We start from the raw sequence: 15,506 nt of genomic DNA on the forward strand, positions 1-15,506 counted from the left end.
TATGTTCCCTGGCGCACGCGCCGACCGCGACGACGCGGCGTACGTGGTCGTCGGTGCGCCCCTCGACGTCTCGACGTCGTTCCAGCCCGGAACGAGGTTCGGCCCGGAGCGCATCCGTCGCTTCGGGCGGACGTTCGAGGACTACCACCACACTTCTCGTGCGCACTTCTCTCAGCGCGGCGTCCACGACCACGGTGACGTCCACGCGTGGGACGACGCCGCGGAGTACCTCGAATATCTCGAGGGCGTGCTGACCGACATCCACCGCGACGGCGCCGTCCCCGTTCTCCTCGGCGGCGAGCACACCGTGAGCATCGCGGGCGTGCGCGCCGCCGACCCAGACGTGCTCGTGATGCTCGACGCCCACCTCGACCTCCGCGAGGAACTCGACGGCAACCCCCTGAGCCACTCGACGGTCGCGCGCCACGCGCTCGACGTCGTCGACGAGGTCGTGGTCGTCGGCGCTCGCGCGGGCAGCGAAGCCGAATGGGAGCGCGCCGCCGAGAGCGACGTCACGGTCGTCCCGCCGGAGGACGCCGCCGACTGGACGCCCGAGTTCGGCGGCGACGATGCCGGCGGCGACGGCGATGCCAGCACCGACGGCGATGCCAGCACCGACGTCTACCTCAGCGTGGACGTCGACGCCGCCGACCCCGCGTACGCCCCGGGTACGGGCACGCTGGAGCCGTTCGGCCTCGGTTCCTCGACGATGCGGGACGTCGTCCGGGCCGTCGCACCGCACGCCACCGCGTTCGACGTCGTCGAGGTGAACGACCGCGACGACGGCCAGGCCGCGACGCTCGCCGCGAAACTGGTCCGCGAGTTCGTGCACGCCAACGCGGACTAGTGCTGGTAGGAATTGTGGTCGCTTCTGTAGATAGTTCGAAAGCCGCGGCTGCAGTGTACCGAACTACCTCTGCAGACACCCAGAAAGCCCCGAGGCTGTAGACTCGGGGGACTCGTTGCGCTCCTCGCCTTCGGCTGCGGTGCTAACGTCGTCCGCCTTCGTCTACAGCCTCGCCCCTTTCGGCCCCTCCCTGCCGGTTGCTCAGCCGGCAGGAGGTCGGACTGAAAGGGGCGGCCCTGTCGCGCTCGTGTAGTCGTCTCGCCGACCCCTATCCGTGAACGAGCGAAGCGAGTGAGCGGATATGTTGGCGAGCGACCGCGACAGGGCCGGGGCTTTCTGGGAGGCCACAGAAGCGATTCAGTCCACGGCGGCCAGAACAGGCCTCGAATCAACCACGCAGACTCCACCTAGCGCCGACGCCTAGAAGTTCCCGGCGCCCGCCGTCCCTACTATGCAACTCTCTGAAATCGCGAGCGACTGGAACGAGCGCTTGCGCGTGGACGACTACGCGGACGCCGCGACGAACGGCCTGCAGGTGGGGTCGCGGGAGATGGACGTCGAGCGCGTGGCGTTCGCGGTGGACGCGGCCGTCGAGACCATCGAGAAAGCAGTCGAGTGGGACGCAGACCTACTGGTGACCCACCACGGCGTCGTGTGGGGCGGTCTGGATTCGGTGACGGGCCACGAGTACGACCGGGTCGCGCCGCTGATCCGGAACGACTGTGCGCTGTACGCCGCCCACCTGCCGCTGGACGGGCATCCAGAACTCGGGAACGCGGCGCGCCTCGCGGACGTCCTCGGCCTGGAGAACCGCGCGCCGTTCGCCGAGTCGGGACCCGAACACACCGGTGTGAAAGGGACCGCCTCGGAGAGTTACACCGCGGAGAGCCTCCGCGAGCGCCTCGAATCCGAGTTGGACACCGGCGGCCAACCAGTGCAGGTACTCGACTTCGGCCCCGAGGAACTCCGCGAAATCGCGGTGCTGACCGGCGGCGGCGCGGACTGGCTCCGGGAAGCCGAGGCCGCGGGCGCGGACGCCTTCGTCACCGGCGAGGGCAAGCAGAAGCTCTACCACGAGGCCCGCGAGGCCGGCGTCTCGGTGTTCCTCGCCGGCCACTACGCCACGGAGACGTTCGGTGTGCAGGCGCTCCAGGCGGAGGCCGAAGCGTGGGGCCTGGAGACGACGTTCGTCGACCACCCGACCGGACTCTGATTCCGCTGGCTAACCACCACGACGCACCGACGGCCGGGTTCCGCATCTGACGAATTCGACTTCGTCAGGGGTCGAGTGTAGTCTTCGGAGAAGGGACGAGTTATCAGCCTGGAGCGATTCGCTTCGAGCGACCCTTCACACCTTCCATACATGTCTGAATCACACGATCTCGTCATCGTCGGAGGCGGTATCAGCGGGGCGTCACTCCTCTACACCGCGGCGAAGTTCACCGACGTCGGCTCCATCGCGCTCGTGGAGAAGGAGTCCGAGGTGGCGGCTATCAACTCCCACCACACGAACAACTCCCAGACGCTCCACTTCGGGGACATCGAGACGAACTACACCCTCGAGAAGGCCGAGGAAGTAAAGGAGGGCGCAGAACTCCTCGCGGGCTACCTCGAGAACCACGACCCCGACCGGGAGATGCACAGCAAGCGCTCGAAGATGGTGCTCGCGGTCGGCGACGAGGAGACAGACCAACTCGAGGCGCGCTACCACGACGAGGGCTTCGGCGACCTGTTCCCGAAACTCGACGTGCTCGAGCGCGAGGCGATCGCGGACGTCGAACCGAAGGTCGTGGAGGGCCGCGACCCGGACACCGACCTCCGAGCGCTCCAGACGCCCGACGGCTACGTCGTGGACTACGGCCGGACCGCGAAGTCCTTCGTCGAGCAGGCCCGCGAAGAAGCGAACGTGGACGTCTACACGGACACCGAGGTCACGGACATCGCGGAGACCGACGACGGCTACGCTATCGACACGGACGGCGGGCGGTTCGACGCAGACGTCGCCGTCGTCGCCGCGGGTTCACACAGCCTCCAGATGGCGAAGGAACTCGGCTACGGCGAGGACCTCGTGTTGCTCCCGGTCGCGGGGAGTTTCTTCCTCGCGGAGGACTTCCTGAACGGGAAGGTGTACACGCTCCAGATGAAGAAACTCCCGTTCGCCGCGGTGCACGGCGACGCCGACGTGCACGACGACTCGATCACGCGATTCGGGCCGACCGCGAAACTCGTGCCCACCCTCGAGCGCGGCCGCCTCTCCACGGTCAGTGACTTCCTGGACGTGTTCGGCCTGAACGTCGCGTCGTTCCTGAGCTACGCGAACGTGCTCGCCGACCGCGTGCTCCTCCCGTACGTCCTCCGGAACCTCGTCTACGACGTGCCCGAGGTCGGGCGCCGGGCGTTCCTCCCGCACGTCCAGAAGGTCGTGCCGAGCGCCGACCTCGAGGACATCGAGCGCGCGACGGGCTACGGCGGCGTGCGCCCCCAGATCGTCGACACAAGCGAGAAGTCTCTCGACATGGGCGAGGCGAAACTCACGGGCGACGGCGTCATCTTCAACATCACGCCCTCCCCCGGTGCCTCGACGTGCCTGAAGAACGCGATGCGGGACGCCAACCAGGTCGTGGAGTTCCTCGGCGACGACTACGAGTTCGACGAGGCGGCGTTCCGCGAGGCGACCATCGAGCACTTCCCGCGCCGCCGCGACGACGACAGCGATGGGCGCGCCAGCGAGTCTGCCGACGACGGCGGCGAGCGCGACGACGCGGTTGCGACCCCGGACGCCGACGACTGACGAGCGGAGGGGGTGACCGACGACTCACTCCGTACTGCTTCTAGCCGACTGCCGCCTACTGCTGCCAGCCGACAGACGAGCGACGCAGGCGTTTTGGTGGCGCGGGCGCTATCAACGACCGGCCGATGACGACGCCACCGGGCCGACCCGGGGTGGCTCCCGGAAGTGACGAGCCCTATGAGTGCCGAGGTCCGCATCTCCGCTATCGGGGATGCGTTTTCTAACTGAACTGTGAACAGGTGAGTACGGTCGAGGTGTGAACAGGTGGGTACAGTCGAGAGTTGTTTATCTCGACCGGTGGAATCCGTCGTTTGGCCGACGAACCCCGGGAATTCTTGTGCATCAGCCATCCTCCTCTTGCGTTGTCCACGCAACTTCGAGGTCGATGAACGCGTCTGCACTCGTGTTCGTCACTGTCACGCCGCCAGCGAGTGTCGTCCCGTCGTCCACGCTCGGTGGTCCCGTCGTGGCTTGCCCGAGCGCAACATCCCGGGCCTCGAAGGAGACGGAGGTGCCGTCGGTCTGGAGGTTCCGCACGGTGTTCGTCGCGCCGTTCACCGCAACGTACGCCCACGCCGACTGGTTCCGAGCATCGGTGTCCGTGAACACGTTTCCGGAGGCACCGTCGACGATGATGCCAGCGGAGGGGACTGGCGGATTCCGCCCCGGCGGGAGCATGCCCTGGGTACCGGCCACACTGTTGTTCCGGAACGTGCTGTTCGTGGTGGTGAAGACGACGATGCCGGCGTAACCGTTCTGACTGAAGTTGTTGTCGACGACTGTCATGTTCTCGACGACGTTCCCGATCGGTTCGTCAACCACCCCGAAGCCCCGAAAGCCGTTCTCGGTCGCGGTGACGTTGCGAACCGTGCTCTCGGACGAGTTCGTCATCTCGACTCCGCTGAACCCGTTGGCTGTCGCCGTGACCCGGCGGACTGTGCTATCGACGGAGTCCACCACGTGGACTCCGTTGAACCCGTTGTCGTTCGCCGTAACGTTCTGCACCGTACTCTCGGGGGACCCGACTATCTGCACTCCGAACGCAACGTTCTCAGAGGCGGTGGCATTGACCACCGTCGAGCCGGTCGCACCAGCGAGGTCCACACCGACGCCAGTGGTGGAAACCGTAACGTCATGAATTGTCGTCCGTGAGGTGTTTCGAACGCTGATACCCCGGAACCACTCGGTGACGGCCACGTTCGTGACGGTGACGTTCGAGAGCGCAGTGGAGTCACCGGGATGGACGCCGATGCCGACGCCTGCTTCGGGTGGTGGACCCTGCAGCGCGTCGGTTATCTTCTGGCGCGAGACGGGTCCGTCGATGGTGTGGCCGCCACCGTCGAAGTGGACGTCGCTCGCCCGAATCTCGATGCAGGTGTCCGCGGTGCCGTTCTCGATTGACTCGGTGAGCCGGTACGTTCCCGGCTCGTCGATAGTGGTGCAGGTGTCGATGGTTGTCGCCTGCTGGACATCGCCTCGGTCGGCACTCGTGGTCGCTCCCCCGATAGAGACGCCCGCGCCCGCAGCGAGGACGGTCAGTGCCACCAGCACTGTGGCCAGCGTCCGGCGTCTGTTCCACTCCGTCACTACGTCTGGTCGAAGCATACCCGCCGGTTCGCCATCACTGCTCTTTGTTATCAACCCACACTCCAACGGTAACCGTCAGTGTGTTGGGGCCACGACGGAACCGAATGCGAATTTCTCCCGACCGATCCGGGAATACGTCCTCCGGACGCCCTTCCGGACAGTTCGAGGAAGAGAACTGTACCGGACTCGCGTGAGACGACAACTCAATTCGGGCCGTTGGCAGGTAACAGACGGTTTCCGACGCAGAGAGTCCCGTGACGACCCGTTCGCCGGCCGTGTGGTTACTCGGTCCACCGTATCTCCTCTTCTCTGTCCGTCGAACGGAGGACGAACGACCCGGGAGCGAGTGTTCGTTTGAGGACGCTGAGAATGCGGATGATGTACGCCAACAGCAGGACGAACGGAGTCAACGAGAACGCGAACGCCGCACTCGTGACCAGGTAGACGTTCTGGATTCCCGCGACGGTTCCTGCCACGTCTTGTGCGTCGAACGCGAGAATCATGTACGCAGAAAGTCCCAGAACCGGGAGGGCCGAGTACACCATCGCGCGCGAGACGTCGATGAGCTCCCACTGGAAGTAGATAGTCTTGAAGAATCCCCTTGTGGGGCCGAAGAAACGCAGCGTCTCGATGAGTTCCTCGATTGCGGCGTCCACATCCTCGCCTATCTCCCTCCCGTACTCGTTTTTCAGTCGACGAGCGTCGTGGATTTTCTGCGAGTAGTTGTAGTCCAACACGGCCGAAAGCACCGAGAACGACCCGAACTCCGCGCCGCGCAGTTCCTCGCGCACCATCTCGGCGTGTTCGAGGACCCCCTCAGCGTATGCGGTGACCTCGTCCGCGCCGTCGAACTGATTTCCGTCGGCGAGTTCGCGCAACGCGGTGCTCTGTTCTGCGGTCTCCTCGACCAGCGCTCGGAAGAAGGTGGCGGGCTCGGACGGGCTGACGTCCAGTCCGAGCGTGGATTCGACGCGCCCCCGGAACTCTTTCTGGGCCTCCAGTCGGTCGTTCTGTTCGCTCAGCGAACCAATTTCCTGTGAGATGACGAGCTGGGTTACGGTCAGGATGAGTGTGACGCTGGTGATTATCGCGCCCACGATGGCCGAGAACATCGTCGAAATGTCGTCCGTCGTGAGTATTTTCATCGTCGTGCTCGGCCCGAACTCCATGAGCGCGACCAGACCGACGAACAGCGCGAGAATCGAGATGATAGTGAGTGTCCAGCGGGACGCGTACACCAGTACCCAGATCTTCAGGGTGCTGTCTCCCCCGCGTTCCGCCATCGTGTTGCTGGAGACAGCCTCTGACTTCGGTTCACTCACTACCGTGGTACTTCGGTGCGACACCAGTAAACCGTTTGGACTGTTGTCACGAACACCGGCGGCTGGGCGACAGTACTCGACGGACCCGAGCGAACCGAACTATCCGCTGTCGCCCTCCTGGGACGGCTGGACCACGAGGCGCTCGATTCGAGTGTCTTCGGCGGCGACGACCCGGAGTGTGTAGCCGTTCTGTTCGACCTGGTCGCCGACCTCGGGCGCTCTGCCGAGGTGGCTGAACACGAACCCACCGATAGTCTCGACGTCGTCGCTCTCGAACTCGGTGTTCAGACGGTCGTTCACCATCTGGACTGGAACGCCGCCGTCGACGACGTACCCGCCGTCGTCCCCTTCCGCGATAGAGGGTTCCTGGGCGGCCGTGTCGAACTCGTCCCGGATCTCGCCGACGATCTCTTCGAGGATGTCCTCGATGGTCACGATTCCCTCGAAGACTCCCCATTCGTCGATGACGACGGCCATCTGTCCGCCGCCGCGCGTCTGGAACTCGGCGAGAATATCGTCGATGCGTCGGGTTTCCGGGACCACGAGGATCTCTCGTGCCAGTTCGCGCGCGGTGACCGGGTCGTCGCGGTCCGCCTCGGTTTCGATCGCCCGAAGGATGTCCTTCGCGTGGACGAAACCAACCGGTTGTTCCCCGTCGTCGTCGAGCACGAGATAGCGCGTGTAGGTTCCAGTGGCGGCAACCGACCGGAGTTCCGAGAGCGGCATCGAGGCGGCGACCGTCTCCACGTCCGGGCGCGGAACCATCACCTCGCGGGCGACGGTGTCGCCGAGTTCGAAGACGCTCTCGATCATCTCGACCTCGTCGAGGTCGATGTGTCCCGTCTCCTGTGACCGTGTGAGGATCATCCGAATCTCCTCCTCGCTGTGCGTCTCCTCGCTCTCGGCCGCCGGTTCGACACCGACGAGTCGGGTGAAGTAGTTGGCAGTGCCGTTGAAGACGAGGATACCGGGCATGAACACGTAGTAGAAGAACTTCATGAGCGGCGCGACGAGGAGCGCGATTCGTTCGGCCTCCTGGATGGCGAACGTCTTCGGTGCGAGTTCGCCGAACACGACGTGGAGGAACGTGATGAAGCCGAACCCGAGCACGAACGCGACGAGGTGAATCGCGCTGGCGGGGAGCAACTGCTCGAGGATTGGCTCGATGAGCGCCGCCACCGCAGGCTCGCCGATCCACCCGAGTCCGAGTGAGGAGAGCGTGATTCCGAGTTGGCTGACCGCGAGGTAGCCGTCCAGGTCCTGGATGGCGTCCTGCACCAGGCCTGCGCCGGGTTTGTCTTGCTCGACGAGCGCGTTCACGCGGGTCGGCCGGATTTTGACGAACGCGAACTCCGCGGCGACGAACACCCCGTTCATGACGACGAGAAAGAACGCGAGGAGGAGTCCCCCCACCGATATCAGATCCACCATACCATCCCATCACCGTGTGGGAACTTGTAGGGAGTGGATGCTCACACCAGTGTACGGACCGAAAGCGCTGCGTTCGTCTCGTTCACTGTCCACGGAGGATGTCGAGTGATGGTCTCCGACCGCACGTCACCGGAACGCTCCGCGGTATTTGCCGAGTTCCGCTATGAGTTCCCGACTCTCCAGTAGCGCGAATCCGGCGACGATGACGGCGAATCCGACGAGCACCACCGGCTGTATTCGTTCGCCGAGGAACCACCAGCCGACACCGAGGGCGACGAGCGGCACGAGGTACGTCACCAGAGTCGCTTTCAGCGGGCCGACCGTCCCCATCAGGGTGAGGTAGCTGACGAATCCGAGTGCGCCGGCGAACACGCCGAGATAGACGACCGTCGCAACTGCCAGCGGCGTCAGGTCGACGCTAGCCATCGATTCGCCCGTGACGAGCGCGAATCCGGCGTGGAACGACCCGCCGACCAGCATCGCCCACCCGGTGAGCGCCGGAATCGGCATGGTGCTGTGGCTCCGGCGGACGAGGACGGTGCCGAGCGCCACCACCGACACGCCGAGTAACACCAACAGTTTGCCGACGACGTCGGGGTCGACGAGGTGCGCCGGGTCCGGGCGAACGACGATTGCCACGCCGACGAAACCGACGAGAACAGCGAGGTAGTCCCGACCACTCAGTCGCTCTGCTGGCAGCAACCCCCACGCGAGGAGTCCGGTGACGACGGGGGAGAAACTGAAGATGACTGCGGCGACGCCGCTGCTGATGAACTGCTGGCCGACGAAGCCGAATCCCGTCCCACCGATCATGAAGGCGCCGCCGGCGAGCACCGCCAGCCAGTCCTGGCGCGAGCGCGGGGTCCAGTACTCCTTCGTCGCGCCGACGTAGGCCAACAGGAGGAGGGCGGAGAGATAGTTCCGACTGGCGGCGAACAACAGCGGCGGAATGAACGAAAGGCCCGTCTTGACGGCCGGAAACGCCGTTCCGAAGAGGAGCGTGGCGAGGAGGAACAGTCCGACAGTTTGTGAATGTGACACGACTCTGGTACGCTGTTCGACGCAGAGTCACGTATCCTTCGTGACAGTAAACGTGTCCGATACTTCGCTACGTTCACGCACGAAACAGCGGGTCCACCACGAGGCGGCCCGCGACAGCGTCAGTCGCTATCGAACAGTAGTGGATTCACAGACGGACGCCTCCGTTTGTGGCGTGTGAATCGCCGGATTCGCCACACGGCTTTTTCGTGTCAGCGAACGTCACCCTGGTGTGGAGACGCTCACGCCCAGCGACACCGCCTTCTCCGCTCGCAGCGTCGCGACCGCCGGCGCCGCTGCCGCGCTCTCTGTCGTGCTCGTCGTGCCCGGTCTCGTCGTGCCGGTGTACGCCCGGTTCGTGACGTTGGCGGCCCTCGCAGTAGGAGTCGGGGCGGCCGTTCGTCTCGTGGTCGCCGTCGTCGCCGCGGCACCGCGCCGTGAACCGCCCGCCGAGAGACCGTCAGCGGAACTGCCATCGGTGAGCCTCGTGGTCACGGCGTACAACGAGGCTGACGTGCTGCCGGCGACCATCGACGCCTGCACGAGTGTCGACTATCCGGACGACCGACTGCAGGTCGTGGTGGGCTACGAGGCGGCGTCGACCGACGACACGGCAGCCATCGCGAAGGCCGCGGCGGACGACAACCCGAAGGTGACGGCCGTCGAGCGAGACGCATCCCCGGGTGGGAAGGCAAGTGCGACCAACCACGCACTCACGGCGGTGTCCGGCAGTGTCGTCGGCGTGCTCGACGCCGACCAGCGACTCGAATCCGGAGCGGTGCGGCGGGCGGTTCGATGGTTCGCAGACGACGCGGTGGTCTGCGTGAAAGGGCGGTGCCTCGGGACTAATCCCGGGGAGTCCCTCGTGGCGCTCTGTGCCACCGCGGATCGGAATCTCGTCGAACGAACCGAGTTCGTGGCCCGCGACCGCCTCGGTGGATTCACCCTCTTCACGGGCGGACAGGCGTTCTTCCGGGCCGCCACACTCGAATCGGCCGGCGAGTACGACGAGTCGGTACTCCTCGAAGACCTGGATATGGCCTACCGTCTCCAGCGCGCCGGTGGCACCGTCCGTGTCGACCCGGGCATCGTTACGCGGGAGACGAACCCTGCGTCTGTGTCGGCCTGGTGGCACCAGCGTAAGCGGTGGGCCCGGGGGGGCATGCAGGTGGCTCGCCGGTATTTCGGGGCGGCGCTCCGCGACGGGCCGCCCGCGCTCCCCGCACGCGTCGACTTCGCGGTGACGCTTGGATTGCTGCTCGCGCTCCCTGTGTTCGTCCTCGCCGCGCCCCTGGCGGCCGGCGTGTGGCTGACGGCAGTCACCCAATCCCCGGTCGTTCGGTGGCTCTCGGCGTTCGTGTTCGTCACGCCGTTCGTCGCCTCGTACGGGATGCTTGCGCTCGACGCGCGGGACGGCTACCGGCACGACCGCCGAGAGTACGCTGCGCCGCTGTTGTTGTGGCCGTACGTCGCCGTGCAGGTCTGGGCCGTCGTCGCCTCGTTCATCGAGGAGTTCGTGTTGCGGCGCCCAGCGCGGTACGTGACGAGCACGAGCGACGACGGCGACGCCAGCACCCCCGAATGAATTTGTGTCTCGGTAACGTAGAACGTGGAGATGGAAGCTTACGAGCGCGAGTTCCTCAGGCAGGTGCTCGAGTCCCGTTCGGCGAGCATCGCGAACGGCCTACGGGACGGCCTCCCCGACGAGAACGCTCTGCGCGACAGAGAGCGACTCACGTCGGAAGGCCAGAACTGGGTTCGGGGCTACCTGACGTGCCGACTGTCGATGGTTCGCGGCGCGTCGACCGGGAACCCGAACCTCTCGAACACTGACTTCGAGATCATCTCCGAGCTCGTCGACGGGAAACAGAAACAGATCGCGGCGGAACTCTACTCCTGAGTCCACCACATGGTTGACGACTCCGGGTTACCGCCGTCGCCGCCGTCCCTCACCGTCCTGACGTACAACGTCAGGTACGCGAACCCGAACGACGCCGAGCAGGTCTGGGAGAACCGCCGCGACGACGTCGCCAGTTGCATCCGCTTTCACCGCCCGCAACTCGTCGGCCTGCAGGAGGCGGCCCCCGAGCAGGTGCGGGACTTGAGCGAGCGACTGCCGGCGTTCGAGTGGTTGACCGGGGGGCGCTCGGAGAGCGAGAACGCCGGCGAGTACGTCGCCATCGGCTACGACGCCGACTACCTCGACGCCGAGAGCGAGGACGAGTTCTGGCTCTCGGAGACGCCCTCGGAACCGGGAAGTCGCGGCTGGGACGCGATGCTCCCGCGACTCGTCCGGTACTCGCGGTTCCGCGACCGCCGCACCGACGACGTGTTCTACCACTTCAACACGCACTTCGACCACCGGGGGGAGACGGCGCGACTAGAGAGCGCGCGACTGCTCCGCGACCGAATCGACGATGTCGCCGCGGAGACGCCGTTCGTGGTCACCGGCGACTTCAACGCGCGCCCCTCGACAGACGTCTACCGGACGCTCACGGCAGAGCGCGAGCACGGACGGGCGCTCGTCGACGCACACTATCGGTCGGACATCCCGCACCACGGCCCGTTGACCACGATGACCGACTTCCACGACCTCGTCCCCGAGAAGAAGATTGACTACGTTTTCGTCTCCGAGGAGTTGGACGTGAACGTCCACGGGACGTGCTCGGACCTCGACGAGGAGGGACAGTACCCCTCCGACCACCTTCCCATCCTGACGGTCGTGCAGTACAACCACACGGCCTGACCACTGCCGCGTCTCTCACAGGCGCGTGACGACAGCGAGCGCGAACGCCGACTGGTTCGATTGGTAACAACTGTTTTTGACCGCACGCCCCATCATTCGACTACGTCGCAATGAAATTGAAACGCCCGGCGCTGAGACGGTCGTCCAGGTCTTCGGAGACTGAAACGGAAGAACAGATCGAGGAGGCCGTGACAGACGCGATCAGGAGTTCGAACGACAAGGTCGTCGAGATACGACCGGCGAACCAGTCGAACGGCTGGGGGAAGCGCCTGCTGATGGTGCTCGGGGGCGCCGCGCTCGCGGTCGGCTACTGGCTACAGCGGTCGCGGAATCCGACCGACGAACTCCGGAACGCGGTGGACGAGACTGCCGACCGGACCAAGAAAGCGAGCGAGCAGGCCGCCGAGACGATACAGACGGGCGGCGAGACGATGGCCGACCGGGTCGAGGAGGAGTCCCAGAAGGCCGGCGAACAGGTCCAGAAGACGGGCAAGGACGTGGCCGAAGAGACCGAACAGGCGAGCGAAGAGGCCGCCGAGAGAACCGAGAAGGCCGGTGAGGAGGCCGCCGAGAAGAGCGAACAGGCCGGCGAGAAGATGGACGAGAGTGGTGGAGGCTCGTCCGGTGGTTCGTCGTCCAGTGGCTCCTCGAGCAGTTCCTCCGACGACTCGTCCAGCGGTTCGTCCGGTAGCTGATTCGGCGTTCCGTCCGACACTGACGAGGCCGGTCAGCGGTCCGGTTCCGGACCGCGGAGGCCGGCGTGCGTGTCGCGACTTCGGACGAGGCGCATCCGTGCGCGGAGTGCGTCCGGCGCTCCCGGGATCTCGGACGCCTCGACGTCGTCCGGCTCGTCGGGTGGGCGCGGATAGCGCCGGAGGTCCTTGTGGAGCGCGATGCCCGCCCTCGCGCCATCGCCGAGCGCGACCACCGTCTGGTTCTGCCCGTGTGTGAGGTCGCCGACGCCGTACGCACCGTCGACGCTCGTCTCGTAGTTCTCGTCGACCGCGAGCGCGCCGTCGTCTGCGAGTGCACAGCCCAGCGACTCGGGTAGCGCGGTGTTGTACCGCTTGCCGTACATCGCGAACCCACCCAGGTACTCGCGCTCGGTTCCGTCCGCGAACGACAACCCCCCGAGCCAGGAATCAGCCGGGCGGTTCACGGCGGCACCGGTCACTCCTTCGCTGCTCGCTTGTTCCGTGGCCTCCCGCTGGTCGGCCGCGCTGCTCGCGGGTCGCTGGTGCTCCCCGCTCGCTCTTTCCGAGGGCTCGCTTCGCTCGCCCTCGTGCTCCTCCCGTGGGAACGCGCCAACGGCCTCCTCCTCGACGCGGTCGACCGGGTGCGCGCGGAGCTGGCGTTCGGTCTCGTCACTCCACTCGGGGTCGCGACCGTCCAGTAGCAGGTCGACGTCGGTGGTGAAATTCAACATGAGCATCGCGACGTGCGCGGCCTCCTCCCCGTGACCGAGCACGAACACTGGTCCGTCGCCAAGCGAGTACGCGTCGCAGTGCAGGCAGTAGTGGAGGCCGCGTCCAGTGAACTCCTGGAGCCCCGGCACCGACGGTTCGACGTCTGTGAACCCCGTCGCGAACACCACGCGGTCCGCCTCGAGCGCGGTGTGAGTGGCGTCGACGGCGAACCCGCCGTCGCCGGTTCGCTCGACCGCGGTCACCGCGTCCTTGTGGTACTCGCCGCCGTACTCGACGAGTTGCTCGGCGGCGTGGGCCGCCAGCTCCCGGCCGGAGACGTCCTCGGAGACGCCGAGGAGGTTGTGGACGTGGCTGACCGCCGCGTGTCGGCCACCCTCCTTCTCAAGGACGACGGTTCGGTGTCCGAGTCGCGTCGTGTAGAGTGCCGTCGTCATCCCGGCGGGCCCGCCGCCGACGACGGCCACCTCGCAGGATAGTCGGTCGCTCATCGGTACGTGGGTTCGACACGAGGCGGGTTATTGGTTGGCGCAGGATTGTTGTGAGATGGTACGGCGACAGACAGCGCTGGCATCTACCGCCCGCCTTGCGACGCCGCTCCGCGCTCGCTACGTTTCCGCGTCGTCGTGAGTTCCTGATTCAACCGTGTACGCCGCGATCCACGGCGGTTCGCCGCGGTCCTTCGACCACTCGAAGAGGTGGCGTTTCTCGTTCGCGTAGTAGTACCGGTAGGCGTCGACGTACTCCTCGGCCTCCCACTCGCCGGTGACCTGTGGCGGGTCGCTCGCCGTCTCGGACGGCCAATCGAGGCCGTCGACGACGTCGAGGTCGAGTGATTCGACCGTCGCCCAGCAGCCGTGTCGCTCGTCCGGGCCGTGGTCCCAGCGGTACCGCCATTCGCGGTGGGCGGCGTCGGTGTACGCCCGGAGGCGCTTCCAGTTGGCACGCGACTCGGCAGCCCACTGGGTGAGCGGGTGGTCCGCGTGCGTGAAGTAGAGGTCGTCCTCGCGCGGGTAGCCGACGAGCTGGACGGCAGTCGTGAGCACCATCGAACACTCGAGGACGCTGCTCGTGACGTGCGAGTCCACGAGCCACGCGGCCGCTCTATCGGGGTCTCGGTCCAGCCAGAACGCGTTGACCATTCGTTCCCACTACGCGCTCGATGCACGTCAGTGCCTCGCCGTCCGCGAGCACGGGCGCCAGACGACCTTTGGGGCTGGCGCCCGAATCGAGCGTATGGACAGCGACGACACCGACCGAGAGCAGGGCGTCGACTTCACCACCATCGACCCCGTCCTCGAGGACATCTCGTACCCGATCACGACCGACGAACTGGTCGACCAGTACGGCGACGAGACGGTCGACCGGACGAACGCGGACCCCATCCCGGTTCGGGAACTGTTCGAGGGAATCGGGGAGGACTCCTACGAGTCGCCCGAGGAGGTTCGCCAGATGATGCTGAACCTGATGCCCCGCGACAGCGTCGGGCGCGCGAACTACTCAGACCGGGGTGGCTCCAGTCCGACGGAGACTGAAGAAGCCGAGGACGTCGACGCGGGACCCGACGGCGAAGAGACCCCCGACGGGTCGTAGCGAGGCGCCGGTGTGGTGCTCCCTGTCGCGTTCGGGTGGCGACACCTGCTGTTCGCGAACTGGCCCGTGGACGCCGACGAACTCGACGCGCACGTTCCCGACGCGTTCGCCGTCGACGAGTACGACGGGACTGGCTGGCTGTCCATCGTTCCGCTCGTCAACGTCGACACCCGTCCCCGGGGCCTCCCGGGGTGGGCAGGCGTCACGCTCCGGGAGCTGAACGTCCGGACCTACGTCACCTGCGACGGCGAACCGGGCGTCTACTTCTTCAGCCTCGACGCACAGGGTCTCGCCAGCGTGCTCGGCGCGCGCCTCACGCACTTCCTCCCGTACTACTACGCCCGCATCCGGTTCCGCCGCGACGGCGGCCGCGCCCGGGGCGACGGCGGCCGCGTCCGGGTGTCGTCCAGGCGGCGCCACCCCGGCGACAGGCCGGCAAGATTCACCGCCTCGTACGCACCGACGGGAGACGCTTTCGAGGCCGAACCCGGGTCGCTGGCCGAGTTCCTGACGGAGCGCCGCCGACTGTTCACACAGTCGCCGAACGGCACCGTCCGGCACACCAACGTCGAACACGACCAGTGGACGCTGTACGACGCGAAGACGTCGATAACGGAGAACACGGTGTTCGAGGCGACCCGGTTCGAGTCACCGGACGCGGAGCCGGTCTGTTACTACAGTCCCGGCGTCGACGTGGTCACCACCCGGAGCAAGCGCTGGCGGTGAC

The 15,506-nt window shown here is 66.2% G+C and carries 15 protein-coding genes; 9 read left to right on the forward strand and 6 right to left on the reverse strand.

Features of this window, described 5'->3' with window-relative positions:
- Window position 1 precedes the first annotated feature (1 nt).
- The 3 genes from LT970_RS09160 to LT970_RS09170 all read left to right on the forward strand — a co-directional run bounded on the left by LT970_RS09160 (window position 2) and on the right by LT970_RS09170 (window position 3,638).
- Complete coding sequence (locus tag LT970_RS09160; protein ID WP_232686160.1) at window positions 2–847, forward strand: arginase family protein; 846 nt, start codon at window positions 2–4, stop codon at window positions 845–847.
- Between the two features lie 451 nt (window positions 848–1,298).
- Window positions 1,299–2,060, forward strand: coding sequence for a Nif3-like dinuclear metal center hexameric protein (locus tag LT970_RS09165; protein ID WP_232686161.1), 762 nt, complete (start codon window positions 1,299–1,301; stop codon window positions 2,058–2,060).
- Between the two features lie 150 nt (window positions 2,061–2,210).
- On the forward strand, window positions 2,211–3,638 hold the full coding sequence (locus LT970_RS09170) for an FAD-dependent oxidoreductase (RefSeq protein ID WP_232686162.1): 1,428 nt from the start codon (window positions 2,211–2,213) through the stop codon (window positions 3,636–3,638).
- Between the two features lie 342 nt (window positions 3,639–3,980).
- On the opposite strand, the gene LT970_RS09175 is transcribed toward LT970_RS09170, so the two are convergent.
- The 4 genes from LT970_RS09175 to LT970_RS09190 form a co-directional block, all read right to left on the reverse strand.
- Complete coding sequence (locus tag LT970_RS09175) at window positions 3,981–5,183, reverse strand: right-handed parallel beta-helix repeat-containing protein (protein WP_232686163.1); 1,203 nt, start codon at window positions 5,181–5,183, stop codon at window positions 3,981–3,983.
- Between the two features lie 323 nt (window positions 5,184–5,506).
- Entirely contained in the window at window positions 5,507–6,547 is a 1,041-nt protein-coding gene (locus LT970_RS09180; RefSeq protein ID WP_232686164.1) for a DUF7972 family membrane protein, read from the reverse strand.
- Between the two features lie 99 nt (window positions 6,548–6,646).
- Window positions 6,647–7,978 (reverse strand): hemolysin family protein, encoded by a 1,332-nt coding sequence (locus tag LT970_RS09185; protein WP_232686165.1) that lies wholly within the window; start codon window positions 7,976–7,978, stop codon window positions 6,647–6,649.
- Between the two features lie 126 nt (window positions 7,979–8,104).
- A complete protein-coding gene (locus tag LT970_RS09190) occupies window positions 8,105–9,019 on the reverse strand; it encodes a DMT family transporter (protein WP_232686166.1) in 915 nt (304 codons plus the stop codon).
- 229 nt (window positions 9,020–9,248) lie between these two features.
- Here LT970_RS09190 and LT970_RS09195 point away from each other — a divergent pair, with 229 nt between their 5' ends.
- The 4 genes from LT970_RS09195 (at window position 9,249) to LT970_RS09210 (ending at window position 12,457) form a co-directional block, all read left to right on the forward strand.
- The gene (locus LT970_RS09195; protein WP_232686167.1) at window positions 9,249–10,601 is read left to right on the forward strand and encodes a glycosyltransferase family 2 protein; all 1,353 of its coding nucleotides are present in this window, start codon (window positions 9,249–9,251) and stop codon (window positions 10,599–10,601) included.
- A 30-nt stretch (window positions 10,602–10,631) separates the two neighbouring features.
- On the forward strand, window positions 10,632–10,916 hold the full coding sequence (locus LT970_RS09200) for a hypothetical protein (protein ID WP_232686168.1): 285 nt from the start codon (window positions 10,632–10,634) through the stop codon (window positions 10,914–10,916).
- A gap of 9 nt (window positions 10,917–10,925) precedes the next feature.
- Window positions 10,926–11,762 carry an endonuclease/exonuclease/phosphatase family protein gene (locus tag LT970_RS09205; protein WP_232686169.1) on the forward strand — a complete coding sequence of 279 codons (837 nt, stop codon included), beginning with the start codon at window positions 10,926–10,928 and terminating at the stop codon, window positions 11,760–11,762.
- A 188-nt stretch (window positions 11,763–11,950) separates the two neighbouring features.
- Window positions 11,951–12,457: a hypothetical protein gene (locus tag LT970_RS09210; protein ID WP_232686170.1), complete on the forward strand. Its 507-nt coding sequence runs from the start codon at window positions 11,951–11,953 to the stop codon at window positions 12,455–12,457.
- Window positions 12,458–12,489: 32 nt separating this feature from the next.
- On the opposite strand, the gene LT970_RS09215 is transcribed toward LT970_RS09210, so the two are convergent.
- Complete coding sequence (locus LT970_RS09215) at window positions 12,490–13,677, reverse strand: NAD(P)/FAD-dependent oxidoreductase (protein ID WP_232686171.1); 1,188 nt, start codon at window positions 13,675–13,677, stop codon at window positions 12,490–12,492.
- Window positions 13,678–13,794: 117 nt separating this feature from the next.
- Window positions 13,795–14,328, reverse strand: coding sequence for a hypothetical protein (locus tag LT970_RS09220; RefSeq protein ID WP_232686172.1), 534 nt, complete (start codon window positions 14,326–14,328; stop codon window positions 13,795–13,797).
- A 94-nt stretch (window positions 14,329–14,422) separates the two neighbouring features.
- On the opposite strand from LT970_RS09220, the gene LT970_RS09225 reads away from it, so the two are divergent.
- The gene (locus tag LT970_RS09225) at window positions 14,423–14,779 is read left to right on the forward strand and encodes a DUF5789 family protein (RefSeq protein WP_232686173.1); all 357 of its coding nucleotides are present in this window, start codon (window positions 14,423–14,425) and stop codon (window positions 14,777–14,779) included.
- Window positions 14,780–14,791: 12 nt separating this feature from the next.
- Window positions 14,792–15,505 carry a YqjF family protein gene (locus LT970_RS09230; protein WP_232686174.1) on the forward strand — a complete coding sequence of 238 codons (714 nt, stop codon included), beginning with the start codon at window positions 14,792–14,794 and terminating at the stop codon, window positions 15,503–15,505.
- Window position 15,506 lies beyond the last annotated feature (1 nt).

This window comes from Halobacterium zhouii, assembly GCF_021249405.1.
Lineage (GTDB): Archaea > Halobacteriota > Halobacteria > Halobacteriales > Halobacteriaceae > Halobacterium > Halobacterium zhouii.

Excerpts from the sequence above, each read along its gene's own strand:
- LT970_RS09220 (WP_232686172.1), bottom strand. The coding sequence starts at position 14,328 with ATGGTCAACGCGTTCTGGCTGGACCGAGACCCCGATAGAGCGGCCGCG.
- LT970_RS09185 (WP_232686165.1), bottom strand. The coding sequence starts at position 7,978 with ATGGTGGATCTGATATCGGTGGGGGGACTCCTCCTCGCGTTCTTTCTC.
- LT970_RS09165 (WP_232686161.1), top strand. The coding sequence starts at position 1,299 with ATGCAACTCTCTGAAATCGCGAGCGACTGGAACGAGCGCTTGCGCGTG.
- LT970_RS09200 (WP_232686168.1), top strand. The coding sequence starts at position 10,632 with ATGGAAGCTTACGAGCGCGAGTTCCTCAGGCAGGTGCTCGAGTCCCGT.
- LT970_RS09215 (WP_232686171.1), bottom strand. The coding sequence starts at position 13,677 with ATGAGCGACCGACTATCCTGCGAGGTGGCCGTCGTCGGCGGCGGGCCC.
- LT970_RS09225 (WP_232686173.1), top strand. The coding sequence starts at position 14,423 with ATGGACAGCGACGACACCGACCGAGAGCAGGGCGTCGACTTCACCACC.
- LT970_RS09160 (WP_232686160.1), top strand. The coding sequence starts at position 2 with ATGTTCCCTGGCGCACGCGCCGACCGCGACGACGCGGCGTACGTGGTC.
- LT970_RS09205 (WP_232686169.1), top strand. The coding sequence starts at position 10,926 with ATGGTTGACGACTCCGGGTTACCGCCGTCGCCGCCGTCCCTCACCGTC.
- LT970_RS09170 (WP_232686162.1), top strand. The coding sequence starts at position 2,211 with ATGTCTGAATCACACGATCTCGTCATCGTCGGAGGCGGTATCAGCGGG.